23 protein-coding genes are annotated in these 24,292 nt (G+C 59.2%); 9 read left to right on the top strand and 14 right to left on the bottom strand.

Annotation, left to right across the window (positions count from 1 at the left end; genetic code table 11):
- Positions 1 to 2: 2 nt before the first annotated feature.
- Positions 3 to 242 carry a phosphoribosylformylglycinamidine synthase subunit PurS gene (purS, locus tag EV660_RS06480; protein WP_071480900.1) on the top strand — a complete coding sequence of 80 codons (240 nt, stop codon included), beginning with the start codon at positions 3 to 5 and terminating at the stop codon, positions 240 to 242.
- 15 nt (positions 243 to 257) lie between these two features.
- Here purS and EV660_RS06475 read toward each other — a convergent pair whose 3' ends face one another.
- From EV660_RS06475 to EV660_RS06455, 5 genes are all read right to left on the bottom strand, one after another.
- Entirely contained in the window at positions 258 to 1,334 is a 1,077-nt protein-coding gene (locus EV660_RS06475) for a HesA/MoeB/ThiF family protein (RefSeq protein WP_071480899.1), read from the bottom strand.
- Positions 1,334 to 1,801: a dUTP diphosphatase gene (gene dut, locus EV660_RS06470; RefSeq protein ID WP_071480898.1), complete on the bottom strand. Its 468-nt coding sequence runs from the start codon at positions 1,799 to 1,801 to the stop codon at positions 1,334 to 1,336. Before dut ends, EV660_RS06475 begins: the two co-directional genes overlap by 1 nt.
- Positions 1,798 to 2,988, bottom strand: coding sequence for a bifunctional phosphopantothenoylcysteine decarboxylase/phosphopantothenate--cysteine ligase CoaBC (gene coaBC, locus EV660_RS06465; protein ID WP_071482149.1), 1,191 nt, complete (start codon positions 2,986 to 2,988; stop codon positions 1,798 to 1,800). The genes dut and coaBC overlap by 4 nt, the downstream gene beginning before the upstream one ends.
- Positions 2,989 to 3,062: 74 nt before the next feature.
- Positions 3,063 to 3,860: a ChaN family lipoprotein gene (locus tag EV660_RS06460; protein ID WP_071480897.1), complete on the bottom strand. Its 798-nt coding sequence runs from the start codon at positions 3,858 to 3,860 to the stop codon at positions 3,063 to 3,065.
- Positions 3,857 to 4,735 (bottom strand): RNA polymerase factor sigma-32, encoded by an 879-nt coding sequence (locus EV660_RS06455; protein WP_071480896.1) that lies wholly within the window; start codon positions 4,733 to 4,735, stop codon positions 3,857 to 3,859. Before EV660_RS06455 ends, EV660_RS06460 begins: the two co-directional genes overlap by 4 nt.
- A gap of 160 nt (positions 4,736 to 4,895) precedes the next feature.
- Here EV660_RS06455 and EV660_RS06450 point away from each other — a divergent pair, with 160 nt between their 5' ends.
- A complete protein-coding gene (locus tag EV660_RS06450) occupies positions 4,896 to 6,419 on the top strand; it encodes a YifB family Mg chelatase-like AAA ATPase (protein WP_071482148.1) in 1,524 nt (507 codons plus the stop codon).
- Here the strand turns inward: EV660_RS06450 and EV660_RS06445 are convergent.
- The 4 genes from EV660_RS06445 to rsmI all read right to left on the bottom strand — a co-directional run bounded on the left by EV660_RS06445 (position 6,376) and on the right by rsmI (position 9,556).
- Complete coding sequence (locus EV660_RS06445; protein ID WP_071480895.1) at positions 6,376 to 7,305, bottom strand: alpha/beta hydrolase; 930 nt, start codon at positions 7,303 to 7,305, stop codon at positions 6,376 to 6,378. The genes EV660_RS06450 and EV660_RS06445 overlap by 44 nt on opposite strands.
- Positions 7,302 to 8,246, bottom strand: a complete 945-nt coding sequence (gshB, locus tag EV660_RS06440) for a glutathione synthase (protein WP_071480894.1) — start codon at positions 8,244 to 8,246, stop codon at positions 7,302 to 7,304. The genes EV660_RS06445 and gshB overlap by 4 nt, the downstream gene beginning before the upstream one ends.
- 90 nt (positions 8,247 to 8,336) lie before the next feature.
- The gene (locus EV660_RS06435) at positions 8,337 to 8,690 is read right to left on the bottom strand and encodes a YraN family protein (protein WP_071480893.1); all 354 of its coding nucleotides are present in this window, start codon (positions 8,688 to 8,690) and stop codon (positions 8,337 to 8,339) included.
- Complete coding sequence (rsmI, locus tag EV660_RS06430; RefSeq protein ID WP_071482147.1) at positions 8,687 to 9,556, bottom strand: 16S rRNA (cytidine(1402)-2'-O)-methyltransferase; 870 nt, start codon at positions 9,554 to 9,556, stop codon at positions 8,687 to 8,689. The genes EV660_RS06435 and rsmI overlap by 4 nt, the downstream gene beginning before the upstream one ends.
- A 159-nt stretch (positions 9,557 to 9,715) precedes the next feature.
- On the opposite strand from rsmI, the gene EV660_RS06425 reads away from it, so the two are divergent.
- The 3 genes from EV660_RS06425 to murJ all read left to right on the top strand — a co-directional run bounded on the left by EV660_RS06425 (position 9,716) and on the right by murJ (position 15,278).
- A complete protein-coding gene (locus tag EV660_RS06425; protein WP_071480892.1) occupies positions 9,716 to 10,909 on the top strand; it encodes a penicillin-binding protein activator in 1,194 nt (397 codons plus the stop codon).
- Between the two features lie 89 nt (positions 10,910 to 10,998).
- On the top strand, positions 10,999 to 13,719 hold the full coding sequence (locus tag EV660_RS06420) for a [protein-PII] uridylyltransferase (protein ID WP_232727277.1): 2,721 nt from the start codon (positions 10,999 to 11,001) through the stop codon (positions 13,717 to 13,719).
- Positions 13,719 to 15,278 (top strand): murein biosynthesis integral membrane protein MurJ, encoded by a 1,560-nt coding sequence (gene murJ / locus EV660_RS06415; RefSeq protein ID WP_071480890.1) that lies wholly within the window; start codon positions 13,719 to 13,721, stop codon positions 15,276 to 15,278. The genes EV660_RS06420 and murJ overlap by 1 nt, the downstream gene beginning before the upstream one ends.
- Here murJ and EV660_RS06410 read toward each other — a convergent pair.
- A complete protein-coding gene (locus EV660_RS06410) occupies positions 15,264 to 15,938 on the bottom strand; it encodes a rhomboid family intramembrane serine protease (RefSeq protein WP_134013897.1) in 675 nt (224 codons plus the stop codon). The two genes, murJ and EV660_RS06410, sit on opposite strands and share 15 nt — an antisense overlap.
- Positions 15,939 to 16,017: 79 nt before the next feature.
- On the opposite strand from EV660_RS06410, the gene trpS reads away from it, so the two are divergent.
- Positions 16,018 to 17,052, top strand: a complete 1,035-nt coding sequence (trpS, locus tag EV660_RS06405) for a tryptophan--tRNA ligase (protein WP_071482146.1) — start codon at positions 16,018 to 16,020, stop codon at positions 17,050 to 17,052.
- A gap of 110 nt (positions 17,053 to 17,162) precedes the next feature.
- On the opposite strand, the gene EV660_RS06400 is transcribed toward trpS, so the two are convergent.
- The 3 genes from EV660_RS06400 to tyrS all read right to left on the bottom strand — a co-directional run bounded on the left by EV660_RS06400 (position 17,163) and on the right by tyrS (position 19,886).
- Entirely contained in the window at positions 17,163 to 17,762 is a 600-nt protein-coding gene (locus EV660_RS06400) for a L,D-transpeptidase (RefSeq protein ID WP_071480888.1), read from the bottom strand.
- A 150-nt stretch (positions 17,763 to 17,912) separates the two neighbouring features.
- A complete protein-coding gene (locus EV660_RS06395) occupies positions 17,913 to 18,512 on the bottom strand; it encodes a L,D-transpeptidase (protein ID WP_071480887.1) in 600 nt (199 codons plus the stop codon).
- Between the two features lie 123 nt (positions 18,513 to 18,635).
- The gene (tyrS, locus tag EV660_RS06390; RefSeq protein ID WP_071482145.1) at positions 18,636 to 19,886 is read right to left on the bottom strand and encodes a tyrosine--tRNA ligase; all 1,251 of its coding nucleotides are present in this window, start codon (positions 19,884 to 19,886) and stop codon (positions 18,636 to 18,638) included.
- A 64-nt stretch (positions 19,887 to 19,950) separates the two neighbouring features.
- Here tyrS and EV660_RS06385 point away from each other — a divergent pair, with 64 nt between their 5' ends.
- The 3 genes from EV660_RS06385 to EV660_RS06375 all read left to right on the top strand — a co-directional run bounded on the left by EV660_RS06385 (position 19,951) and on the right by EV660_RS06375 (position 23,218).
- A complete protein-coding gene (locus EV660_RS06385; RefSeq protein ID WP_071480886.1) occupies positions 19,951 to 21,042 on the top strand; it encodes an anhydro-N-acetylmuramic acid kinase in 1,092 nt (363 codons plus the stop codon).
- A gap of 20 nt (positions 21,043 to 21,062) precedes the next feature.
- Positions 21,063 to 21,350, top strand: a complete 288-nt coding sequence (locus tag EV660_RS06380; RefSeq protein WP_071482144.1) for a DUF4389 domain-containing protein — start codon at positions 21,063 to 21,065, stop codon at positions 21,348 to 21,350.
- Positions 21,351 to 21,412: 62 nt separating this feature from the next.
- Positions 21,413 to 23,218, top strand: coding sequence for a M3 family oligoendopeptidase (locus EV660_RS06375; protein ID WP_071480885.1), 1,806 nt, complete (start codon positions 21,413 to 21,415; stop codon positions 23,216 to 23,218).
- Between the two features lie 112 nt (positions 23,219 to 23,330).
- Here the strand turns inward: EV660_RS06375 and EV660_RS06370 are convergent, their stop codons facing one another.
- A complete protein-coding gene (locus EV660_RS06370) occupies positions 23,331 to 24,284 on the bottom strand; it encodes a 2-hydroxyacid dehydrogenase (protein WP_071480884.1) in 954 nt (317 codons plus the stop codon).
- Between the last annotated feature and the right edge of the window lie 8 nt (positions 24,285 to 24,292).

The following is a 24,292-nucleotide window of genomic DNA, read 5'->3' as shown; positions in this document are numbered from 1 at the left end:
CCATGAAACTGCGTGTCTTTATAACCTTGAAACCCGGAGTGCTTGACCCACAGGGCGAAGCGATCCGTCACGCATTGTCTGCGCTGGGGTTCGAAGGCGTGAACGGGGTACGCCAGGGCAAGATGATCGAACTCGATCTGGCCGAGGAAAATGCCGACAAGGCTGTCGATCAGGCGCGCAGCATGTGCGAAAAGCTTTTGTCGAATACTGTCATCGAAAGCTACCGGATCGAACCTGCCTGATTTGCAGCAGACCGATCACTTGCTCAGGGCAAGGTCGGGCGTCGTCTGGACAGAGTTGCAGCATGCACAATCAGCGCGCCGCGTGATCCTCACGGGGCGCGTTTCTGCATAAAGCGCATCATGTATCAGCATCCGCCCGCGCAACCCGGTGCCCGCGCCGGTAATTTCCTTGATCGCTTCCACGGCCATCATCGCCCCTAAAACCCCCGGCAAGGGCGCTATAACGCCTGCTTCGGCGCAGGAGGGGGCAAGACCCGCTGCGGGACGGTTTGGAAATAGGCATTCGAAACATGGCGCTCCGCTGGCAGGGTGATACAGGCTGATCTGGCCCTCCCACTGGGTAATCGCGGCGGAAATCAGCGGTTTGCCCGCCGCGACAGCCGCGCGATTGACCAGATAGCGCGTATCGAAATTATCGGTCCCGTCCAGAATAAGATCATATTCGGAAAACAGGTCATCCGCGATCTCTTCCGTCAGGCGGCGATGGTAGGGCCGGACGGTGATGAACGGGTTCAGGCCCGTCATGGCGGCTTGTGCCGAAAAGACCTTGGGCGTGTTGATCATCTCATCGCGGTGAATGATCTGGCGTTGCAGGTTGGAACCATCGACCAGATCATCATCAATCACGCCAATGGTGCCCACACCCGCCGCTGCCAGATATAGCAGCGCGGGAGAGCCCAAGCCGCCCGCACCAATAACCAGCACCTTGGCGGCCTTGAGCTTTTTCTGTCCCGCCCCCCCGATCTCGCGCAGAACGATATGACGGGCATAACGGTTTAATTCTGCCTCTCGAAAGGCTGGTGATGGCTGATCTGGCGCGGTGGCCTCGGTCGCGCTTTGGTGGCGTTTTCGTAACCGGCCCACAACGCGCATGTAGCCAAACACCAGTGCCGCAACCCCGCCCAGCACCAACCAGGGCCGCACATCGCCCCCTGTTGCACGCCGCAATTCGGCAGTTTCCGGCAAGACCAGATGCGCCAGCACTACCGCCAGATACACCAGCCCAATCATGACCAGACGCGCGCGCGCAGGTGTCTTCATAACCCAGCCAAGCCCCCAGAGCGCGGCCATCAGGAACAGCACAAACCCCATTACTTCACCCCTGTAGAGCCGTATCCACCGGCACCGCGCGTTGTCTCGTCAAGGGTTGTGACCTCCTGAAATCCGGCTTGTACCACTGGTGCTAAGATGATCTGCGCAATCCGTGCGCCATGCTCTACCAAAAACGGATCTGCCCCAAGATTGGCCAGTATCACCCCAATCGGGCCGCGATAGTCGCTGTCGATTGTTGCCGGGGCATTGGGCAATGTGATGCCGTGCCGCAACGCCAGACCAGATCGCGCGCGGATTTGCATCTCAAAGCCGGTTGGTATTTCGCAGGCTAATCCGGTTGGGACAATGGCACGCGCCATAGGCGCCAAAACCATGCCAGAGGCACGTAACTCTGGCGGCAGATTGGCCCGAATATCGGCCCCTGCCGCGCCGGGCGTTGCATAGCTGGGCAAGGGCACTGCCGGATCACTCTCGGGCAGGCGCAGGAAGTTGACAGTCACACTCATGCCAGCGCCTTTGCCATGCGCGCGGCCAGACGGCGCGCGACTTCGGCTTTTGGAAGCGGTGGCCAGTCTTCGACCCCGGTTTCAGTGATCAGATGCACAGTGTTGTTGCTGCCGCCCATAATGCCGGTGGCTGGCGACACGTCATTCGCAACGATCCAGTCGCACCCTTTGCGCAGGCGCTTGTCACGCGCATGTGCAATGACATCCTGTGTTTCCGCCGCAAACCCGACCACCAGCGCAGGGCGCGTGGGATGTGCACAAATGGTCGCAAGAATGTCGGGGTTCTCTGAAAACTTCATTTCCGGAATACCATGTGCGGTTTTCTTGATCTTCTGCGCGTGGCTGCCTTCAACCCGCCAATCGGCCACGGCTGCCGCAAATACGGCGGCATCAACCGGCAGCGCTGTCTGCACCGCTTCAAGCATCTGCTGCGCCGTTTCAACTTTGTGCAATTCCACCCGGTCTGGTGGCGCGACGCTGGCTGGCCCGGTGACAAAAACAACCTCGGCGCCCAGATCGCGCAACGCGACTGCCAGCGCGGTGCCCTGCGCCCCGGAGGACCGGTTGGCAATGTAGCGCACCGGATCAATCGGCTCATGCGTCGGGCCAGACGTGACCAGCACGCGCTTGCCTGACAAGGGACCAGCGCGCAACAGGCCAGCAATCGCGGTCAATATCTCTTCCGGTTCGGACATGCGGCCCGGCCCGAATTCGCCGCAAGCCATGTCGCCCTCATTCGGGCCGATAACGGCCACCCCATCGGCGCGCAATTGGGCCAGATTGCGCTGTGTGGCCGCATGTGACCACATGCGCAGGTTCATCGCAGGCGCAATCAAAACCGGCTTGTCGGTTGCCAAGAGCAAGGTTGTTGCAAGATCATTGGCGTGACCGCCCGCCATTTTTGCCATCATATCGGCGGTCGCGGGCGCCACAACCAGCAAGTCAGAGGCACGCGACAACTGGATATGCTCCATCTCGGCCTCGTCCTTCAGGTCAAACAGGTCCTGATATACTTGCCGTCCTGCAAGGGCCGCCACAGATAGCGGGGTCACGAATTCAGTGCCTGCACGTGTCAGCACAGGGATCACTTCGGCACCCGCGCGGCGTAACTGGCGGATAAGGTCCAGACATTTATACGCCGCAATTCCCCCGCCAATAATCAGCGTGACACGTTTTCCCGCCAGCATGGCACCGCCTTCTGAATGATGAACACCGCCCAAGACTTACGCCCTTGCTTGAAGAAACGAAAGCCCCGCCGCGGTTATTGGAACATTTCGCAAGGGTCAGGCCGGGGGTGCGGGTCACTCACGATCCAGTAGTCAAATGGCGGGGCGTCTTCGGGAGCAATCTCGAATTGACCAATTGAGAGCCGCGTGACCTCCGGTGCCGCCTGTTCCAGCAAATAAGGCGCGCCCCAATCGGTGCGGGCATGGCCCGTTCCGGTGATGACGACAACCGGACCGCCCGTCTGCTCGAATGCGCGCAGCGCAGCTTCGGCCAACATGGCGTCGCGCAGGCGCTGAATCGCCACCATTCCCGGCAGCATCTCTTCGGGCAGGGCATCGCAATGTGCCTTGGCCTGTAAGTCTTCGCGCGCGGCTTGCTGGTCTTCGGGCAAGGGGGCCAGCAGGCCAAAGCGGGCGGCATCGCCAGCAAATACCTGATCGGCGTCCTGTCCCATGGCTGCACGGGCCGCTTCGCGGGGCAGGGCCGCGCCGAACACCTGTGCCGTTGGGGCTGCTTCAAACAAAGGGTAGTATAACGCAAAATCCGGCCAACCAGTCCCATCCCAGCCCAAGACCTCGTTCAACTCTGCTTCGGGCAAGAGTTGAGCGGGCATCGCATCTGCCTGTGCATCTGTGAGCATCTCAAATACGAGGGCCGCAGGCGCTATGGCCTCTATCGCACGGGCTTGCACCTCATGGTGCGCGGGATTGTCATGAACTTCACCAAGGAAAATGACATCTGCCGATGGCAAGGTCGCAACTTCGTCCGGTTCTATCAATTCGGCAAAGGCCGGAGAGGTCGCCACAATTGCACAAGCTAAGAAGTATCTCATGTCAGAAAGTGAAACACTTCCTTTGACTGGGTTTCAAGACTTTTGCGCATTTTCTGAAACGCGGCTGCCTCAACCTGACGGATACGTTCCTTAGACAGTCCAAGCTCCTCGCCCAGCGACTCCAATGTGCGCGGCTCTTCGCGCAGCTTGCGCTCGCGCACGATATAGCGCTCGCGCTCGCTTAACCCGTTCATGGCGGCAACAAGCCAATCGCGCAATTGCGCGGTGTCATGCGCCAGCTCGACTTCTGCTCCGGCCTGCGGGGACTCGTCTTCCAGCGCGTCAATCCATTCGCGCCCGTCTTCATCAGACGATTGCATCGCATTCAGCGAGAAATCAGAACCGGAAAGTCGCCCCTCCATCATCTCGACATCATGCAAGGGTACGCCCACTTCACGAGAGATCATTTCCCGCAACTGATGTGGGTCCAGTTGCTCACCCCGCGCCATGGCTTCACGCTCGAACTTGGCCTGAACCCGACGCAGATTGAAAAACAACGTCTTCTGGCTGGAGGTGGAGCCGGTACGCACCATCGACCAGTTGCGCATCACATAATCCTGAATGCTGGCTCTGATCCACCACACAGCGTAGGTGGAAAACCTGACCCCGCGTTCAGGGTCGAACTTCTCGGCTGCTTTCATCAAGCCTAGACCCGCTTCTTGTATCAGGTCATTCATGGGGGCACCGTAGCGCCGGAATTTACCCGCCATGGAAATCGCCAGCCGCATATACGCGGTTATCAGCCGGTGCAGCGCCTGTTCATCGCGGTTGTCGCGCCAGGCGCGTGCCAGTTGCAATTCTGTCTCGGCATCCAGCAACTCCGCCTTCATGGCCTTACGTGACATTCTGCGGTCGTCGGAAAAATCCAGTGCCATCTTTTCCCCCTGCGCGCTTAAGTTTACCTGTCTACGCAGAAAAATGTCATTTGGTTCACTTGGCGCGCCTATTTATTTCAAATTTTCCGCTTTTGCCTGAATTAACCCTTTTTAAAGGGTTGCCGCGTTAACCATGTTGGCGGGATTAGTGGAAGTGAACATGGTCGCTCGGGCCTTGACTGTAGCATTCGTCGGGATTGAGGCGCGCCTTGTCGAGGTGCAATGCGCCTTGTCGCCCGGTTTGCCATCGTTCCAGATTGTCGGGTTACCAGACAAGGCCGTGTCAGAAGCCAAAGAGCGCGTGCGGGCAGCACTTGCCGCGCTTTCAGTGGCCTTGCCATCCAAGCGGATCACGATCAACCTGTCGCCTGCCGATATGCCGAAAGAGGGGTCACATTTCGACCTGCCCATCGCAATGTCGCTACTGGCCGCGCTCGAAATCATCCCGGCGGAAGAAGTATCGGATACAGTCGCTTTGGGCGAATTGTCGTTGGATGGGGCATTGGTCGCGGTGACGGGTGCTTTGCCGGCCGCAATGACAGCGGCAGAAGGCGGGCACACGTTATTCTGCCCTGCGCCTTGTGGACCAGAGGCGGCGTGGGTCGCAGATACGCGGGTCTTCGCCCCTGCGACACTGGCGCAGGTGATCTGCCATTATACCGGGCAGGCCCCGCTTTCGCCTGCCAAACCGGGCGAGGTTGTCCGCGACATCGCCGCGCGCGATCTGTTCGATGTCAAAGGGCAGGAACGCGCCAAGCGCGCGCTCGAAATCGCGGCGGCAGGGCGGCACCACATGCTGATGGTCGGCACGCCCGGATCAGGCAAGTCCATGCTGGCGGCGCGCATGCCCGGCATCCTGCCCGATCTCAGCCCGGCCGAGGCATTGGAAACATCTATGGTGCATTCCATCTCTGGCCTGCTGGAACAGGGCGGCATATCCCGTGCGCGCCCTTTCCGCGAACCCCATCACACAGCCTCGGTTGCGGCGATTGTGGGGGGCGGCAAAGGCGCGAAGCCGGGCGAGATATCGTTGGCACATAATGGGGTTCTGTTTCTGGATGAACTGCCGGAATTCCCGCGAATGGTTTTGGAAACCTTGCGCCAGCCCATCGAGACAGGCGAGGTGGTCGTGGCCCGCGCCAATGCGCATATCCGCTACCCTTGCCGGTTCTTGCTGATTGCTGCGGCCAATCCGTGCAAATGCGGTTACCTGTCCGAACCCGCCCGCGCCTGTGCCCGTGCACCCGCCTGCGGTGAGGATTACATGGGGCGTATTTCCGGCCCGCTGATGGACCGCTTCGATCTCAGGGTCGATGTGCCGCCTGTGGCGTTCAACGAGTTGGACTTGCCTGCATCGGGCGACAGTTCAGCCGTAGTCGCTGCGCGGGTGGCAACGGCCCGAAGCGTGCAGGGGGCGCGGTTTGCTGGCTATGAGGGTTTGCGGGTCAATGCAGATGCGGAAGGCGCGCTACTGGAAGAAATTGCCACGCCCGATGCCGAAGGGCGCGCGTTGCTGACACGCGCGGCGGACCGTTTCGGCCTGACTGCGCGCGGTTATCACCGCTTGCTTCGTGTGGCCCGCACGATAGCTGATCTCGATGGTGTGGAGGGAGTTCGTGCGCCACATATGGCCGAAGCGATCAGCTACCGTCTGATGGGGATGGCCGATGCTGTAAGCGGATGAAATCCGCAGCATCTGTCAGGGCTTTGCGTGCTTCGGGCAACCAGCCGTGAAAAAATTGCCAGACATGGGGCAGGTTGCCCCATTCCTGCAAGGTTACTTCGACGCCAGCGCGCTTAAGAGCCTCTGCCATGCGCCGGGAATCGTCGCGCAGTATTTCGCTGCGCGCGACCTGTATCAACACGGGCGGCGCGCCCCTGAAGCGCGCGAAAAGCGGCGAGATGCGCGGGTCGCGCGGGTCTGCTCCGGCCAGAACGCGGTCGCGCAACTGTTCAAGGCGTTGGGCAGGCAGCAGCAATTCACTTTTTGCATTCGACTCAATCGACGCGCCCGAAAGCGACAGGTCCGTGAAGGGTGAAAACGAAAACACACAGGCGGGGCGCGGCTGATCCGTGGCGCATAAATGCCCCAAAAGCGCCAGCGCCAGCCCACCGCCTGCCGAATCGCCGCCCAGAATGATGTTCTCGGCCTTGATGCCGCGGTCCAGCAAGCCTTGCCAAACGCAAAGCGCATCGTCAAAGGCGGCCGGGAAGGGGTGTTCTGGTGCAAGCCGGTAATCGGGCAGGCAGGTCTGCAAACCGGTCTTGCGGGTCAGGTATGTCGCAAGTGCCGCATGGGTGCGCGGATTGCCCATCACATAGCCGCCGCCGTGGAAATACAGCAAGAACGACTCACCGGTTGCGGGCAGGGCGGTCCATAGCATCTCCACCTCGTGCCCATCACAAGCCAGCGTGTCAGGCGTAAAGCCCAGATAGGGCCGCCCCCGCGCGTTCAGCCAGGCGCCACGCTCGAACCATTTGCGCGCGGCAATGCTGTCAGGCTGTCGTCCCAGCGACCGGCGCACAGCATGGCGCAGGACAACGCGCATGACCTTGAGCTGCCAACTCATGACGTGCGGCGCGACTCGATTGCCTGCCAGATCAATTCTGCGCCATTCACCCCGTCAAAGCGCTCCAATTCCTGCAAGCCTGTGGGCGAGGTCAGGTTGATCTCGGTCAGGTAGTCGCCAATCACGTCGATACCCACGAAAATCTGGCCTTTTTCGCGCAACAGCGGGCCGATTGCGGCACAGATATCCTGATCGCGTGCGGTCAGCGTCACAGGCTCTGGCCGCCCACCCACATGCATGTTCGAGCGCGTCTCTCCTGCGGCGGGGACACGATTGATGGCCCCGATAGGCTTGCCATCGACCAGAATGATGCGCTTGTCGCCCTTGCTGACGGCGGGCAGGTATTTCTGTACGATCAAAGGTTCTCGATTGATCCCGGTGAACAACTCATGCAGCGAGGCAAGGTTGCGGTCATTCGGGTCCAGCCGGAACACGCCAGCGCCGCCATTGCCATAAAGCGGCTTGAGGATCACATCGCCATGCTCGGCCTTGAAATCGCGAATCGTGGCAAGATCACGCGCAATCATTGTGGGTGGGGTCAGGTCCGGGAATTGCAGGACCAGCAGTTTTTCGGGGTAATTGCGCACCCAGAATGGGTCATTCACTACCAAGGTTGCAGGGTGGACCATGTCCAGCAAATGCGTAGAGGTGATATAGCCCATGTCGAAAGGCGGGTCCTGCCGCAGCCAGACAACGTCAATCCCGGCCAGATCAATCATGTCTTCAGGGCCGAATGTGACATGCGCACCCTTGACCTTTTGCAGCGTCACCGGGCGGGCAAGCGCCATCACGCGCCCTTCGCGGAAAACCAGCTTGTCCGGCGTATAGACAAACAGTTCGTGTCCACGCGCTTGCGCTTCTAGCGCGATGCGGAAACTGCTGTCGGCATCGATATCAACAGCTTCAATCGGGTCCATCTGAAAGGCGACGCGCAGCACCATGTGATCCTCTTGTCTTTTACACTGGGCCAAAAGCAGCCCGTTAAACTTCTAGATGCCGGATGCTGAGAGGGGTTGCAATGGGGCGGTGCCTCAGGCGGTCAGCACATTTTCCAGAATCGATACGTCTCCGATTGAATTAACAAGGGCCACATCGAAGCGCGTGGGCGTCAACTGGCCGCGCGGCTGCGTTCCCAGAAACTCGCCCGCGGTCTGCATGATCCGTGCAATTTGCGCCGGTCCCAGCCGCAAGGCCGCAGCGTCGAAGGAACGACTTTTCTTGACCTCGACAAAGATCACCTCATCCCCGCGTTGTAAGATCAGGTCTATCTCGCCCTGTGTTCCCCTATAGCGCTGTGCGAGCAGGTGGTACCCGGCGGCAAGATACCAGCGCAGAACCGACGCTTCGGCCGCCAGTCCTGCCTGATAATTGCGCGCCTGCCTCAATCCGGCCTGTCTTTCTCAAGCGCCAGCGCGGCCTGATATACTTGCCGCCGTGGCAGGTCGAGAGTGGCCGCAACATGGGCGACCGCTTCTTTCAGCCGCATTTCGCCAAGTGCTGTTGCAAGGGCATCCTCCAGCGTTTGTGCATCGGCCACCTGCTTTTCGCCACGATCGACCACGACCACGATTTCACCGCGCAATGTCCTGTCGGCAAGGGCCTGGACCATGTCATCAAGCGGCATACGCAAGATTTCCTCATGCCTTTTTGTCAATTCGCGGCACAATGCCGCCATCCGTTCCGCGCCTAATATCTCGCATAATTCGTCTAAGAATTTGTGAATCCGCTTGGGCGACTCGTAAAAGATCAGCGTTGCCGGAATGGCTGCGGCTTCTTGCAGAAACTTGCGCCTTGCGCCCGCCTGTGCTGGCGCAAACCCCATAAAGCAGAAACGGTCGCTTGGCAGTCCCGCGACGGTCAGCGCGGCCAGCATTGCAGAAGGGCCTGGGGCTGCGATCACGGGCAGACCTTCGGCAATCATGCTGCGGGCCAATTGAAAACCGGGATCGGCGACCAAAGGGGTTCCCGCCTCGGATGCATACAGCACCGATTTTCCCTGCTGCACCGCCTCAATCAAACGCGGGCGCATCTGGCTGCCGTTATGGTCGTGATAGGCCAGCACGCGGCGCCCATCCAGCGCGATTGCGTGTATTTCCATCAATCTGCGCAAGCTGCGTGTATCTTCGGCCACCAAGATGTCACAACCCCTCAACAGGTCCAGCGCGCGCAGGGTTATGTCCCGCGCCGCGCCAATCGGCGTCGCAATCAGATACAGGCCGGGTGCAAATCTTGTGCCGGGCCGCACATCCATATCCAGTGGGTTTGTGTCGTCCTTGTCTTCGGGCATCGGCGATTAACTTCCTGTATGTGCCAGCATGGCAGCAGTGTTCATGCAGAGCGTTTACTTCAAGCCTGCCCTTGCTTAATGTGCAACCTCAGAACAGGTCATTCAAGATTTAGTGGAGGTGAGATGCGTAATCTGTCCCGAACCGGTGGTAGCAACGGCTTGTCACGGCGGTCGCTTTTGTTGAGCGCGGCGGCCACAATGGCGGTTGCTGCCTGCGACGTGCCCGCAATCGGGCCGATAGGTGGGGGACCAGGGGCGGATCGGTCGCGGCCTGTCGCTGTGGCGCTGATGGTGCCGGGCGGCGGCGCAGATGAGGAACGCAACACACTTGCACGCAACCTTGAAAACGCAGCACGCCTTGCGGTTGCTGATCTTCAGGGGGTCGAGATTGACCTGCGGATCTATCAAACCGGCGGCTCTGCCAGCCAGGCGGCCACGCTGGCGGCGCGTGCCATCAATGATGGGGCGCAGATTATTGTTGGTCCGCTGTTTGCAGATTCAGCCCGCGCTGTTGGTCCTGTGGCCGCGCAGGCTGGTATTAATGTCCTGAGCTTTTCCAACAACCCCGATGTGGCGGGCGGCAATGTGTTCTTGCTTGGGCCAATGTTCGAGCCGACAGCCACGCGCATCCTGACCTATGCAGCGTCGCAGGGCAGGGGCCGTGTCATGATCCTGTCAGAGCAAAGCCAGGCCGGTGAAGTCGCTGAACGCGCCATGCAGCGCGCCGCGCAGCGTACGGGCGCCAGCATTGTCGCTTCGGAATCCTACGCTTTTTCGCAGCAGGGCATTGTTGATGCGCTGCCACGCATCTCCTCAACCGCGCGCTCGTCTGGGGCGCAAAGCATTTTCTTGACAGCAAATTCTGCCGGTGCCTTGCCCCTGCTTGCCGAATTGCTGCCGGAGAACGGCATATCGCCCAGCAGTTTTCAGTATATGGGTCTGACGCGTTGGGACATTCCGCCCGCGACCTTGCAGCTGAGTGGTTTGCAGGGCGGCTGGTTTGCCTTGCCTGATCCGACCCTGACGGCACAATTCGAATCGCGCTACAGGGCCGCATATGGCGCAACCCCAAACGCCGTTGCCGCGCTGGCCTATGACGGGATTGCCGCCGTCGGTGCACTTGCCAGCCGTGGGGGCAGCGCGCCATTTTCTGCGGCCTCCCTCACCCAAGGGTCCGGTTTTGCGGGCGTGACGGGGGTGTTCCGCCTGCGTGCAGATGGCAGCAACGAACGCGGTCTGGCCATTGCCGAAATCCGCGACCAGCGTGTGAATGTGCTGAGCCCTGCGCCGCGCAGTTTCGCAGGGGGTGGGTCCTGAGAACGCCACAGGCAACCGTTGGTCCCCATCACGCGAAACCGCAGCCCCGGCTGAGGGAAAACGCGCCTGCCTTGTTTCCGCAAGAGGATTTGCTTGATCTGGACGCCTTGCGCGCGCGGATATTTCAGGCACTTGATGCGGCAGAAAGCAATGACGGCAAGGTCCAGCGCGGCATCATCGTGACCGAATTAAAGGCCGCTATGAAGCTGGGGGCAGAGCGTCTTGAAGCGATGTTCGCAAAACACCCGCGAGACGCGCGCTCTTTCGTTTCGGCCAATAGCTGGATGACCGATGCATTCGTGACCTTGGTCTTGCAGCTTGTGCAATCGCACCTTCACCCCAATCCGAACCCATCTGAGGGGGAGCGGATCGCGGTGCTGGCTGTCGGGGGCTATGGGCGCGCCGAAATGGCACCGCATTCGGACATTGATCTGTTGTTTCTGGTGCCGTGGAAAGTGACCGGCTGGGTCGAGAAGGTAATCGAATCGTCGCTTTATATTCTGTGGGATATGCGCCTGAAAGTGGGCCATGCCAGCCGGACGATAAACGAATGCCTGCGACTGGGCCGCGAGGATGTGACCATCCGCACAGCCTTGCTGGAGCAGCGGTTTCTTTGCGGAAATGCAGAGCTTGCCCAAACCCTGCGCGCGCGCTTGTGGAGCGAGCTTTTCGCCAAGACCCATGCCGATTTTGTCGAGGCGAAACTGGCCGAACGGGCCGAGCGTCACAGCAAGATCGGGAACCAGCGCTATATGCTGGAGCCGAATGTCAAGGAAGGCAAAGGCGGGCTGCGCGACCTTCAGACACTCTACTGGATTGCCAAATATATTCACGAGGTCGATCAGGCCGAGGAACTGGTGGGGCTGGGCTTCTTCCGAGCCGAGGAGTATGAGACATTCCGCGCCGCAGAGACATTTCTCTGGGCCGTGCGCTGCCACCTGCACCATCTGGCCGGACGCCCGGTCGAGCAGTTGACCTTTGATCTGCAAGTCGGTGTGGCTGAACGCATGGGGTATAGCGATCACGGTGGGCGGCGCGGAGTCGAGCATTTCATGCAAGATTATTTCCGCCATGCCACCCATGTTGGTGACCTGACCCGCATTTTCCTGACCGAACTTGAAGCGCGCCATGTAAAACGCGAACCTATTTTGCGGCATTTTCTGAATAAACGCAAAACGATGCGCCACGGTCTTAAGGTTGTACAGAACAGGCTGGATATCGAAGACCCCGAAGCGTTTGTTGCGGACCCGCTGAATATGCTGCGGCTTTTTGAAGAAGGGCTTGTCACCGGATTCCTGCTTCATCCCAACGCAATGCGCTTGATTGCAGCAAATCTTCATCTGATAGATGAGGATGTGCGGGTAAGCGCCGAAGCTCAAAAGATATTTCTGCGCATGATGCTAAAACATGCCAACCCGGAACGTGCCTTGCGCCGCATGAATGAACTGGGCGTTCTGGGGGCCTTTATCCCGGAATTCGAGCCGATCGTGGCAATGATGCAGTTCAATGTCTATCACCATTACACGGTGGATGAACACACAATCCAATGCATCAGCCATCTTTCGCAGATCGAGCGAAAGGAATTGGAAGAAGAACTTCCCGTCGTTTCGCGCATATTGGAACAGGGTGTGAACAGGCGTGTGCTATATGTCGCGCTGCTGTTGCATGACATCGGCAAGGGCCGGCCAGAGGATCACTCGGTTCTGGGGGCACAGATCGCGCGCCGCGTCGCCCCGCGTCTTGGCCTGAAAAAGGCTGAATGCGAAACTGTCGAATGGTTGGTGCGTTATCACCTTCTGATGGCCGATACTGCCCAGAAGCGCGACATTTCGGACCCGCGCACCGTGCGAGATTTCGCCAAGCTGGTCAAAACCCGCGAGCGGCTCGATTTGCTGACGGTGCTGACAGTCTGCGACATACGCGGTGTGGGGCCGGGCACATGGAACAACTGGAAAGCGCAACTGCTGCGCACGCTCTACCGCGAAACTGCGAATGCGCTTGAAAACGGTCTGGAAGCGCTGAACCGCGAAAACCGCACGGATGAAGCCAAGCGCGCCTTGAGAGAGGCCCTTGAGGGCTGGCCGCGCGCGGATCTGCGCACCGAGATCGCGCGTCATTACCCCCCCTATTGGCAGGGTTTGCCGACCGATACGCAACAGGTTTTCGCGCGGATGCTGCAAGGGATCGCAGCGGATGAAATCCGCGTTGATCTGCACCCGGACCCTGACCGTGACGCGACCCGCATTTGCTTTGTCTTGTCAGACCATCCCGGAATATTCGCAAGATTCGCGGGCGCGCTGGCTTTGGTCGGTGCAAATATCGTCGATGCGCGCACCTATACAACCAAGGATGGTTTTGCGACAGCCGTGTTCTGGATACAGGATGCCGAGGGGCACCCGTATGACGCGGCCCGCCTGCCGCGTTTGCGCAAGATGATCGAAAAGACACTTGCTGGCGAAGTGGTCGCGGGTGAAGCGCTGGCCGACCGCGACAAGGTCAAGAAGCGTGAACGCGCGTTCCGGGTGCCGACAAATATCAGCTTCGACAACGAAGGCTCTGAAATCTATACCATTATCGAGGTGGATACCCGCGACAGGCCGGGTTTGCTGTTCGATCTTGCGCGCACTTTGGCGGATGCGAATATCTATATTGCCAGCGCGGTGATTGCGACCTATGGCGTCCAGGCCGTTGATACCTTCTATGTGAAAGACATGTTCGGTTTGAAACTACATGCCAGACCCAAGCAAGAAGCGCTGGAGCGCAAGCTGCGCGCGGCCATTGCGGCGGGTGCGCAACGGGCCGCAAGCTGATGGCACGCATCCGGCTGGTTGCTGGGTTCCTGACAGTGGGGTTATGGACGCTACTCAGCCGGGTATTCGGTTTTGTCCGCGATGTGATGATGGCCTCCTATCTGGGGGCGGGGCCAGTCACAGACGCGTTTTTCGTGGCCTTCTCTCTGCCCAACATGTTCCGCCGGTTCTTTGCCGAAGGGGCCTTCAATTTCGCATTCGTGCCGATTTTCGCAAAGAAACACGAAGCGGGCGAAGATGCCGAGAGTTTCGCGCGCGATGCCTTTTGGGGCATGGCGGCGGTGCTTCTGGTTTTCTCGACCCTTGCCGTGATTGCAATGCCGTTTCTGGTGTGGGGTATGGCGGCGGGCTTTGCGCGCGATGAACGCTTCGACATGGCTGTGCTGTTCGGGCGCGTGGCGTTCCCCTATATCTTCTTCATCTCGCTGGTCGCGCTTCTTTCGGGCATGTTGAATGCGGTGGGCCGGTTCACCGCGGCAGCGGCGGCACCGGTCTTGCTGAATGTGGTGTTTGTCGGCGCCATGATACTGGCAGACCGGGCTGGCTGGCCAATGGGCCTGACCTTGTCCTATGCCGTGCCGGTTGCGGGTGTTGCGCAGCTTGTGATGCTGTGGGTCGCCGTGCGGCGTGCGGGCTTTGCGATGCGGTTTCGCCGCCCAAGACTGACGCCCGAACTCAAGCGCCTTGCAATCATCGCCGCCCCGGCTGTGCTGGCGGGCGGGGTGGTGCAGATCAACCTGATTGTCGGGCGGCAGGTGGCCAGTTTCACGGAGAACGCGGTCTCTTGGTTGTCCTATGCGGACCGGCTGTATCAGTTGCCGCTTGGGGTTGTGGGCATTGCTGTCGGTGTGGTGCTGCTGCCTGAATTGTCACGCCGCCTGCGCGCGGGCGATGAAGGGGCAGGGCAGCACAGTTTCAACCGCGGGCTGGAATTCTCGCTGTTTCTGACCCTGCCTTCGGCGATGGCGCTGGTCGTGATTTCAACGCCGATTGTATCGGTGCTGTTCGGGCGCGGCGCATGGACGGCGCTGGACACGCAATCCACGGCGCTTGCGCTGTCGATCTATGCGCTTGGCCTGCCTGCCTTTGTGTTGCACAAGGTGCTTCAGCCGCTCTACTACGCGCGCCACGACACCAAACGCCCGTTCAAATATGCGCTTGTGTCGATGTTCGTGAATGCGGCGATTGCCATAGGGCTGATGCCGGTCATGGGCTTCACTGCTGCGGCTCTGGCCACCACGCTTGCGGCCTGGATGATGGTCTTGCAGCTTTGGCTCGGCTCTCGCGGGATGGGGCGGGCAGCGCAGCTGGACGACCAGATGAAGTCACGGGCTTGGCGAATTCTGGTTGCATCCTTGGCAATGGGCGCAGCGCTTTATGGGTTGCATATGTTGATGGCTGACTGGTTGGTGCAATCTGGCAAGCGCTACCTGGCCCTGTTGGCAATAATTGCAGGCGGCAGTGTGGTATATTTTGCAGTGGCGCAGGTTATCGGGGCCTTCAGCTTTGGCGAAATGCGGGCCTCGCTCTCTCGGGCGCGTCGGTCAAACCCGTCTTAAGCGCGCAACAAGACCGGGGCGCAGGAAGTGGCCCAGCGCATAGCCTGCAGCGCAGGCGACAAGATCGGCCACCCAATCTGCACCGCCCCCCATGAACGCGGCCAAAGCCAACCGGCCAGACAGCAACACGCCCACAAGCGCAAGCGCTTTGATCCGTGCCCCGCCATCATCCCCGCTGGCCCAGACCAGCGCCGCATAGCACCCCGCCAACGCAAAAATCAGCGGATAGCCCCCGATCAGCCATGTTCCCGGCTGTGCAACCAGCCCAAAGGCAAAGCCCCCCATCGCTTGCGACAAAGCCAACAGCAAAAGCACCCGCCATGACCCCAGACGCTCGGCGCAATATTTGCCAAGCGCGGCTGTGATCACCACGACCAGCGCGGCTTGCAGCGGGCCAAGATGCACAAAGCCGAAGCCCAGATAGCGCAGCAAATGTTCCGGTGGTGCCTGCCGTGTGTCCAGCATCCAGCCTTGCAGGTCGGGGGTGATACCAATCGCCACAAGGGCCTGCGCACGCCACCCTGCACTTCCTGCCCAGTTCACCAACCCATGCGCGCCCGCCCACAAGACCAGCTCGACCCCTGCGATGGCCAGCACCACCGCCCAGACCGTGACAGGCAAGGGGTTTAGGGGCGATCTGGTGCTTGTGTCGAGTGTCATCTGTGCGGAGCTTTGGTTGACGTTGAATGCGCCCAAGGCTAATGCAGCGCAGGCAAGTTTGCCAGTCAGGAGTTTTCACATGTCCGACGCCCCAAGCAAGGCTTTTGCGCAGCGTATCTTTTCAGGAATCCAACCCTCGGGCGGGTTGACGCTGGGAAATTATCTTGGCGCGCTCAAGCGCTTTGCTGTCGCGCAGGATGAAGGGATCGAAACGGTCTATTGCATCGTTGACCTGCATGCGATCACGGTCTGGCAGGACCCTGCCAATCTGCGCCACGCCACGCGCGAACTTGCGGCGGGTTTCATCGCCTCTGGCATCGACCCTGCGCGCTCGATTCTGTTCAACCAAAGCCAGGTGCCCGCTCATGCGGAATTGGCCTGGATTTTCAACTGTGTTGCACGCATGGGCTGGTTGCGGCGCATGACCCAGTTCAAGGACAAGGCGGGCAAACATGCTGAAGAAGCCAGCGTTGGGCTGTTCGCCTATCCCAACCTGATGGCCGCTGACATTCTGGCCTATCATGCGACTCATGTACCCGTGGGCGAGGATCAAAAACAGCATCTGGAACTGACACGCGACATCGCCATCAAATTCAACCATGATTTCGGCGTGGATTTCTTCCCCATCGTGGAACCTGTGATCGAAGGGGCCGCGACCCGTGTCATGTCCTTGCGCGATGGCACAAAGAAAATGTCGAAATCCGACCCGTCGGACCAGTCGCGCATCAATCTGACCGATAATGCAGATGCGATTGCATCCAAGATCCGCAAGGCGCGGACTGACCCGGAACCCTTGCCAGAAACCGTCGAAGGGCTGGAGGGGCGCGCAGAGGCGCGCAATCTGGTCAATATCTACGCCGCCCTTGCAGATGTCACCCCGGCCGAGGTTCTTGGCCAATATGGCGGGCAGGGTTTTGGCGTGTTCAAACCCGCATTGGCCGAACTGGCAGTCGCAAAACTATCGCCAATCAGCGCCGAGATGGGCCGCCTGATGCAGGATGTCGCAGAGATTGACCGGATTCTGGGGCAGGGCGCAGAGAGAGCGAACGCAATCGCAGAGCCGATTTTGCAAAACACCCGCGAAATTGTGGGGCTTATCCGCTCTCGCAAATGATCATACAAAAAAGCCCCGGTAAAACTCCGGGGCTTTTGTTTCGGGTGCTGGCAGGGTGCCGGGGCCGTCGCTGGACAACTCAGAGAGTTAATCAAGGGCGCTATGGTCCCCTAGATCACCCGAACCTGTGTGCCAATGACCGCCAGATCATAAATCCGTTCTGCGTGCTGGTTCAGCATACCGAAGCACCCGTTCGAGGCCCGCCGCCCGACTTTCGCAGGGTTATCAATGCCGTGAATGCGGTAATATTGCCAACTCAGGTTCAGCGCGCGGGTTCCAAGCGGGTTGGACGGATCCCCCCCTTCAACGCGTTCGGGCAGTGACGGGTCACGCCTGCGCATGTTGGGTGTTGGAATCCATGTCGGTTCAAATCGCTTCAATGTGACTTCAGTCATGCCGCGACGGGTGAATTCCTCTGTCATCGGCACCGAACAAGGATAGGCCAGATAGATGCTTTCATCTTCGGACCAGTAGTGCAACGCGCGCGAGTAGGTGTCGCACAGGATCGCGCCACGGCGCAGATTCGAGAAGTGATCGCGCCAGTGATGGTTGCGGAACCCCATAACGTTCCTACGCGCAGTGTTCGCGTTGTTTTCGGGTTCATAATCAGGCAGAGTTTGAGCGCGCAGAACTGCAGGAAATGCGAGTAAACCGAGGGCTGCAACACCTGTCGTGACGATTGCGCGCCGGGTCAGTTTCGAATCAGACATATCCAAATTCTCCGAATCATTGGATTTTTGTCTATATGTGTTCGCCCAAAAAAATTAATCAAGTCACGAGGCCGTGGGAACGGCCTCGGTGTTGCGTGATGGTGACAAGCCTCGATGGTCGAACACGAGGCCGGGAATGTTCAAAACTGGTCAGATTACACGGACCTGGGTGCCGACTTCGACCAGTTCATAAAGCTCTTCGACATGGGCGTTGATCAGCCCGAAACAGCCATTCGAAGCGCGCCGCCCAACCTTAGCGGGATCGTCGATTCCATGCACACGGTAATACTGCCAGCTCAGGTTCATCGCGCGTGTGCCCATCGGGTTCTTGGGGTCGCCCCCCTCAACGCGCTCAGGCAGCGACGGGTCGCGCTTGCGCATGTTCGGTGTCGGAATCCACGTTGGCTGGTAGCGCTTCAGGGTCACCTCAGTCATGCCGCGGCGGGTAAAATCTTCAGTCATTGGCACAGAGGTCGGGTAGGCCAGATAAGTGCTTTCATCTTCGGACCAGAAATGCACAGCGCGCGAATGCGTATCACACAGAATCGCACCCCGGCGCAGATTCGAGAAATGATCGCGCCAGTCATGATTGCGAAAGCCCATCACATTGCGGCGCGCGGTCCTGACATTATTCTCGTCTTCGTATTCTGGCAGCTCTGTCGCGCGCAGGATCGAAGGCATCGCAACGACGCCCAGTGCCATAGCGCCGGTTGACAGGATCGCGCGTCGTGAATGGTTGAATTTGGTCATGCTCTCACACTCCGAATTATATGAATATGTTAAACATATTCCCGCCAAGGCGCAGAATGACAAGTCACGTGATCGTGGGGTTGGTAAAACTGTCGCAAATATGCCCGTTTTTCAAACGCTTGCTCAGCCGCGCGTCACCAATGCATGGCGTTTCTTCCCTGCTGTCAGTTTCAGCGGTTCCTTCAGGTCCTGCATGCCAATCATGTGTCCCGCATCTGTGACCGGCTGATCATTGAGTTTTGCGCCCCCTTCGGCGATCAGGCGCTTGGCATCCTTGCCCGATTTCGCCAGACCCGCGCGCACGAAGAGTTGCGCAACCGAAAGCCCTTCGGCCAACTCATCGTGATCGAGGGTTAGTGTCGGCAAATCCTCACCCAAACCCCCCTTCTCAAACACATCGCGCGCGGTCGCCTCGGCTGTCTGGGCAGCCTCTGGCCCGTGGCACAGTGTGGTGACTTCATTGGCCAGAATGATTTTTGCCGCGTTGATCTCGGAGCCTTGCAGCGCGCCAAGGCGGTCGCATTCTGCCACCGGCAGTTCGGTGTATAGCTTCAGAAAACGCCCGACATCGGCATCTGTGGTGTTGCGCCAGAACTGCCAGAATTCATAGGGCGAGAGCATATCGGCATTGAGCCAGATCGCCCCACCTTGCGATTTGCCCATTTTCCGCCCGTCCGAAGTGGTCAGAAGCGGCGTTGTCAGTCCGAAAATCTCGGCATCAGCGATGCGGCGGGCAAGGTCGATCCCGTTGACAATATTGCCCCACTGGTCCGACCCGCCCATCTGCAACAGGCAGCCGTGGCGGCGGTAAATCTCTACAAAATCATAGGCTTGCAGGATCATGTAGTTGAATTCAAGAAAACTGAGCGACTGTTCACGGTCCAGCCGCGACTTGACCGACTCAAAGCTCAGCATCCGGTTGACCGAGAAATGCCGCCCCACATCGCGCAGGAAATCCAGGTAGTTCAGCCCGTCCAGCCATTCGGCATTATTCAGCATGATCGCATCGGCCGGGCCGTCACCATAGGTCAGGTATTTTGCGAAAACCTGCTGCATTCCGTTGATATTGCTATCAATCGCTGCCGCGTCCAGCAGCGGGCGCTCTTCGGACCGGAAAGACGGGTCGCCCACCTTGGTCGTGCCGCCGCCCATCAATGTGATCGGTTTGTGGCCCGTTTTCTGGAACCAGCGCAGCACCATGATATTCAGCAAATGCCCTACATGCAGCGATTTTGCAGTGGCGTCATAACCAATATAGGCAGGGACAACGCCCTTGATCAGTGCCTCGTCCAGGCCCTGCAGGTCGGTGCAATCGGCCAGAAAGCCACGCTCCTGCATCGTGAGGATGAAATCTGATTTTGGCGTGTAGGTCATTTTCGCTTGTCCCGGCTGGCAGAATGCGCGTTCTATATCGTCGCAAGGTGTCAAGGGAAAGCCCATGTTGAAAAGTGAATTCAAGCGCGTGCTGGGGCTGATGTCGGGCACTTCGTTTGACGGGGTCGATGCGGCGGTTCTGGAAACAGATGGAGAGGTGATCCGCGCTTTTGGTCCAACCTCTTTTCGGCCCTATACCGAAGAAGAGCGTGGCCTGTTGCGCACCGTGATGGGCTGTTGGCCCGATGTGCCCGAACTCGAGGAGGTGTCCGAGATCATCGAGACTGCCCATGCCGAAATTATGGCCCGCTTCGACGGTATTGAACTTGCTGGTTTTCATGGCCAGACTCTGGCGCATGACCCCCGCGGACGCGGCACGCATCAGGCCGGGTCGGGCGCCGTACTTGCACTGGTCGCTGGCTATCCGGTGGTGTGGGATTTTCGCACATCCGACGTGAAGCTTGGCGGGCAGGGCGCGCCACTAGCCCCGTTCTATCATTTCGCCCTTGCGCAACATATCAAGGCCGAGGCGCCGCTGGTCTTTCTGAACCTTGGCGGGGTTGGCAATGTCACCTGGGTGGACCCGCGCAAGGCAAAACCAGAAGAGCAGGGCGCCTTGCTGGCTTTTGACACAGGCCCCGCCAATGCGCCAATGGATGACCTATGCAACATACGGCTGGGGCGCGCCCTCGATGAAGGTGGCGCGCTTGCGGCCAGCGGTATGGTGGACCACGCCATTGTCGACGCCTTTTTGCAAGAGCCTTTCTTCTTCCGAATGCCCCCAAAATCGCTTGATCGCGGCTTTGCGGATATGCTGGCGCGCGTGGCGCATCTGTCAGATGCAGATGCGCTGGCAACGCTAAGCGAATGCTGTGCCGCAGCCGTGGGGGCCGGGTTTGACCATATGCCCGAAATGCCCGCGCGGGTGCTGGTTTGTGGCGGGGGGCGACATAACAGCGATCTGATGGCGCGGATCGCTGCCCATCTGCCTTGTCCTGTTCTGCCTGTTGAGTCGGTTGGCCTTGACGGCGACATGATCGAGGCGCAAGCTTTCGCTTATCTGGCCATGCGCGTGGCGCGCGGCCTTCCTACCTCCTGCCCGTCGACAACAGGGGTCGCGGCGGCGGTCGGTGGGGGGCAGATCAGCACGCCGTGATTTTCCTGATGGAGGTAGCGATGTCTGAAAGTGATATGAACCAGTCCGACGCGACATTCCGCCCTGAAGAAGAGCTTTGGAAGCGGCTTGTCTATATGCTGATCCTAGCGGCGATGGTGTCGATTGCGCAATCCATCCTGTTCCTGATCGCCTGTATCCAGTTCATCATTGTTCTGATCGACAACCGTAACCCGAATGAACGCCTTGCCGAATTCGGGTGTCTGGTGGGTGATTGGGTGGCCAAGGCCGCACGTTATCTGTCGATTTCCAGCGACGCCAAGCCCTGGCCCTTCAAGGAGTTGGGCTGAAGCGGTTGCGGGCGGACAGGATGCGACCTAAGTGTTCTGCGTAACCTTAGCGGAGAAGACTTATGGCCCTCGATCAGCAAAGCTGCACGACAACTGAATTTGGCGACTTGCCCGACTGGGATCTGAGCGCGCTATATACCGCGCCCGATGCGCCCGAACTGGCGCGCGATTTTGATTTTCTTGAAACGGAATGCGCAGATTTTGCGAGAACCTATGAAGGCAAGCTTGCGCAACTTGATGCCGCAGGAATGCTGGACTGCGTGCGCCGTTATGAGAAGATCGACATCATCGCCGGACGCCTGATGTCCTATGCAGGATTGCGCTATTACCAGAACTCGATTGATCCCGAGCGCGCTAAATTTCTGTCTGATGCACAGGACAGGGTGACCGTTGCGACCACTCCGCTGGTGTTCTTTTCGCTGGAAATGAACCGTATTGACGATGCAACATTCGAGGCGTTGCTGGCCGCGAATGCCGATCTTGCGCGCTACCGCACTGTGTTTGAACGTATGCGTGCCATGCGGCCCTATCAGCTATCGGATGAGCTGGAGAAATTCCTGCATGACCAGTCGACAGTCGGGGCCGCCGCATGGAACCGCCTGTTCGACGAAACAATGGCCGGGCTGGAATTCGAGGTTGCTGGCGAAGAAGAACCGCTGGGTCTGGAAGCCACGCTGAACCTGTTGACAGATGCCGACCGAGCGCGCCGCGAAGCGGGGGCCCGCGCGCTGGCCGAGGTGTTTGGCAAGAACATCAAGCTCTTTGCCCGCGTGCACAACACGCTTGCCAAGGAAAAGGAAATCGAAGACCGCTGGCGCAAGATGCCCACGCCACAAACCGCGCGCCATCTGGCCAATCATGTAGAACCCGAGGTGGTCGAGGCCCTGCGCAATTCTGTCGTGGCCGCCTATCCGCGCCTGAGCCACCGTTACTACGCGCTAAAAGCCAAATGGCTGGGGCTGGAGACATTGGAAATCTGGGACCGCAACGCCCCTTTGCCAATGGAAGCGCCGCGCAAGATCAGTTGGGATGAAGCCCGCGCCACAGTGATGGAAGCCTATACAGGCTTTTCGCCCAAGCTGGCCGAACTGACAGAGCCGTTCTTTACCCAAGGCTGGATTGATGCTGCGGTCAAACCCGGCAAGGCACCGGGCGCATTTGCGCACCCCACAGTGACCGAAGCGCACCCCTATGTGATGCTCAACTATCTGGGCAAACCGCGCGATGTGATGACGCTGGCGCATGAACTGGGGCATGGTGTGCACCAGCGGCTTGCGGCCGGGCAGGGGGAATTACTGTCTTCTACACCCCTGACACTGGCGGAAACCGCGTCCGTCTTTGGCGAGATGCTGACCTTTCGGCGGATGCTGGCCAATGCAAAGTCACAGGCCGAACGCAAGGTCTTGCTTGCTGACAAGGTCGAGGACATGATCAATACAGTTGTGCGCCAGATTGCGTTTTATGACTTTGAGTGCAAATTGCACGATGCGCGCCGTGGCGGGGAATTGACGCCGGAAGATATCAACGCGCTATGGATGAGCGTGCAGGCCGAAAGCCTTGGGCCAGTGTTTGACTACATGGACGGGTATGAATCGTTCTGGGCCTATATCCCGCATTTCGTGCATTCACCGTTTTATGTCTATGCCTATGCTTTCGGTGACGGCTTGGTGAACGCACTTTATGCAGCGTATGAAGATGCGCCCGAAGGGTTTGAGGAAAAGTATTTCGAGTTGCTTTCCGCTGGCGGGTCCAAGCATCACAAAGACCTGCTCGCGCCCTTCGGGCTGGATGCGTCTGATCCTGCCTTCTGGGACAAGGGGCTAGAAATGATTGCAGGCTTCATCGATGAATTGGAAGCGATGGAGTAATCTTCCGCGAATGACCCGATGAAAAAGGGGGCCGTCTGGCCCCCTTTTTGCTGTCCAGCAACATGTCAAAATGAAATGGTTTTCCGCATGGTGAAAAAATCAGATTACAGCATCAGACCGGATTGATCAGCGCGCGCCCTTGGATATGCGCGATGGCATTCTCGACAGCCATCAAGCCCATCTCCTCGCGCACATCCAATGCGGCTGTGCCCAGATGCGGCAACAGCGTCACATTCTGCAGCTTCCGCAAGGCTTCGGGAACCTGCGGTTCCTTTTCATAGACATCCAGCCCCGCCCCCCCGATTTTGCCGCTTTCAAGCGCAGCGATCAGGGCCGCTTCTTCAATCACATCTCCACGGGCGATATTGATCAAATGGGCATGCGGGCGCATTGCCGAAAGCTCTTTCGCGCCAATCAGATGGCGTGTCTCGCTGCCACCCGGTACCGCCAGCACAACGCAATCCGCCGCGCCCAAAAGCTCTTCGAGAGAGCCGACCTGACGCGCGGGCATGTCCAGAGATTTGGCCGAGCGATTGTGATAAATCACATCCATGCCCAGCCCGAAATGTGCCCGCCGAGCGATTGCCTGACCAATTCGGCCCATGCCGACAATGCCGCAGGTCTTGCCACCCAGATGCAGACCCAACATCTGGGTCGGGTGCCATCCGGTCCATTTGCCTGCGCGCACAAGGCGTTCACCTTCAGCAGCGCGGCGCGCAGACATCAGCATCAGCATCAGGGCAATATCGGCGGTCGCATCGGTCACAGCGCCGGGGGTATTGGTCACGGCAATGCCTGCTGCGCGGGCCGCCGCAACGTCGATATGGTTATATCCCACACCGAAATTCGCCAACAGGCGGCAGCGCGCATCCTCCATCCCCTCGAACACATCGGCTGCGAACATGTCGCCCAAGGTCGGGATCACCACATCATACAGGACAAGCGCGGCGCGCATTTCGCCTTTCTTCAGCGGGGTGGTTTGCGCCCGCAGGGTCACGTTGAAATGCGCCTCTGCTGCACGCAGAACTTTGTCGGGCAGGGTGCGGGTGATGTATAATTCGCTCATTTCAACTT

This window comes from Roseinatronobacter bogoriensis DSM 18756 (assembly GCF_004366635.1).
GTDB classification, from domain to species: Bacteria; Pseudomonadota; Alphaproteobacteria; order Rhodobacterales; family Rhodobacteraceae; genus Roseinatronobacter; species Roseinatronobacter bogoriensis.
This window is presented reverse-complemented; position numbering and strand designations above follow the sequence as displayed.

Coding starts and splice junctions, on each gene's coding strand:
- purS (WP_071480900.1), top strand. CDS start 3: ATGAAACTGCGTGTCTTTATAACCTTGAAACCCGGAGTGCTTGACCCA.
- EV660_RS06475 (WP_071480899.1), bottom strand. CDS start 1,334: ATGGGGTTTGTGCTGTTCCTGATGGCCGCGCTCTGGGGGCTTGGCTGG.
- dut (WP_071480898.1), bottom strand. CDS start 1,801: ATGAGTGTGACTGTCAACTTCCTGCGCCTGCCCGAGAGTGATCCGGCA.
- coaBC (WP_071482149.1), bottom strand. CDS start 2,988: ATGCTGGCGGGAAAACGTGTCACGCTGATTATTGGCGGGGGAATTGCG.
- EV660_RS06460 (WP_071480897.1), bottom strand. CDS start 3,860: ATGAGATACTTCTTAGCTTGTGCAATTGTGGCGACCTCTCCGGCCTTT.
- EV660_RS06455 (WP_071480896.1), bottom strand. CDS start 4,735: ATGGCACTGGATTTTTCCGACGACCGCAGAATGTCACGTAAGGCCATG.
- EV660_RS06450 (WP_071482148.1), top strand. CDS start 4,896: ATGGTCGCTCGGGCCTTGACTGTAGCATTCGTCGGGATTGAGGCGCGC.
- EV660_RS06445 (WP_071480895.1), bottom strand. CDS start 7,305: ATGAGTTGGCAGCTCAAGGTCATGCGCGTTGTCCTGCGCCATGCTGTG.
- gshB (WP_071480894.1), bottom strand. CDS start 8,246: ATGGTGCTGCGCGTCGCCTTTCAGATGGACCCGATTGAAGCTGTTGAT.
- rsmI (WP_071482147.1), bottom strand. CDS start 9,556: ATGGATGTGCGGCCCGGCACAAGATTTGCACCCGGCCTGTATCTGATT.
- EV660_RS06425 (WP_071480892.1), top strand. CDS start 9,716: ATGCGTAATCTGTCCCGAACCGGTGGTAGCAACGGCTTGTCACGGCGG.
- murJ (WP_071480890.1), top strand. CDS start 13,719: ATGGCACGCATCCGGCTGGTTGCTGGGTTCCTGACAGTGGGGTTATGG.
- EV660_RS06410 (WP_134013897.1), bottom strand. CDS start 15,938: ATGACACTCGACACAAGCACCAGATCGCCCCTAAACCCCTTGCCTGTC.
- trpS (WP_071482146.1), top strand. CDS start 16,018: ATGTCCGACGCCCCAAGCAAGGCTTTTGCGCAGCGTATCTTTTCAGGA.
- EV660_RS06400 (WP_071480888.1), bottom strand. CDS start 17,762: ATGTCTGATTCGAAACTGACCCGGCGCGCAATCGTCACGACAGGTGTT.
- EV660_RS06395 (WP_071480887.1), bottom strand. CDS start 18,512: ATGACCAAATTCAACCATTCACGACGCGCGATCCTGTCAACCGGCGCT.
- tyrS (WP_071482145.1), bottom strand. CDS start 19,886: ATGACCTACACGCCAAAATCAGATTTCATCCTCACGATGCAGGAGCGT.
- EV660_RS06385 (WP_071480886.1), top strand. CDS start 19,951: ATGTTGAAAAGTGAATTCAAGCGCGTGCTGGGGCTGATGTCGGGCACT.
- EV660_RS06380 (WP_071482144.1), top strand. CDS start 21,063: ATGTCTGAAAGTGATATGAACCAGTCCGACGCGACATTCCGCCCTGAA.
- EV660_RS06375 (WP_071480885.1), top strand. CDS start 21,413: ATGGCCCTCGATCAGCAAAGCTGCACGACAACTGAATTTGGCGACTTG.
- EV660_RS06370 (WP_071480884.1), bottom strand. CDS start 24,284: ATGAGCGAATTATACATCACCCGCACCCTGCCCGACAAAGTTCTGCGT.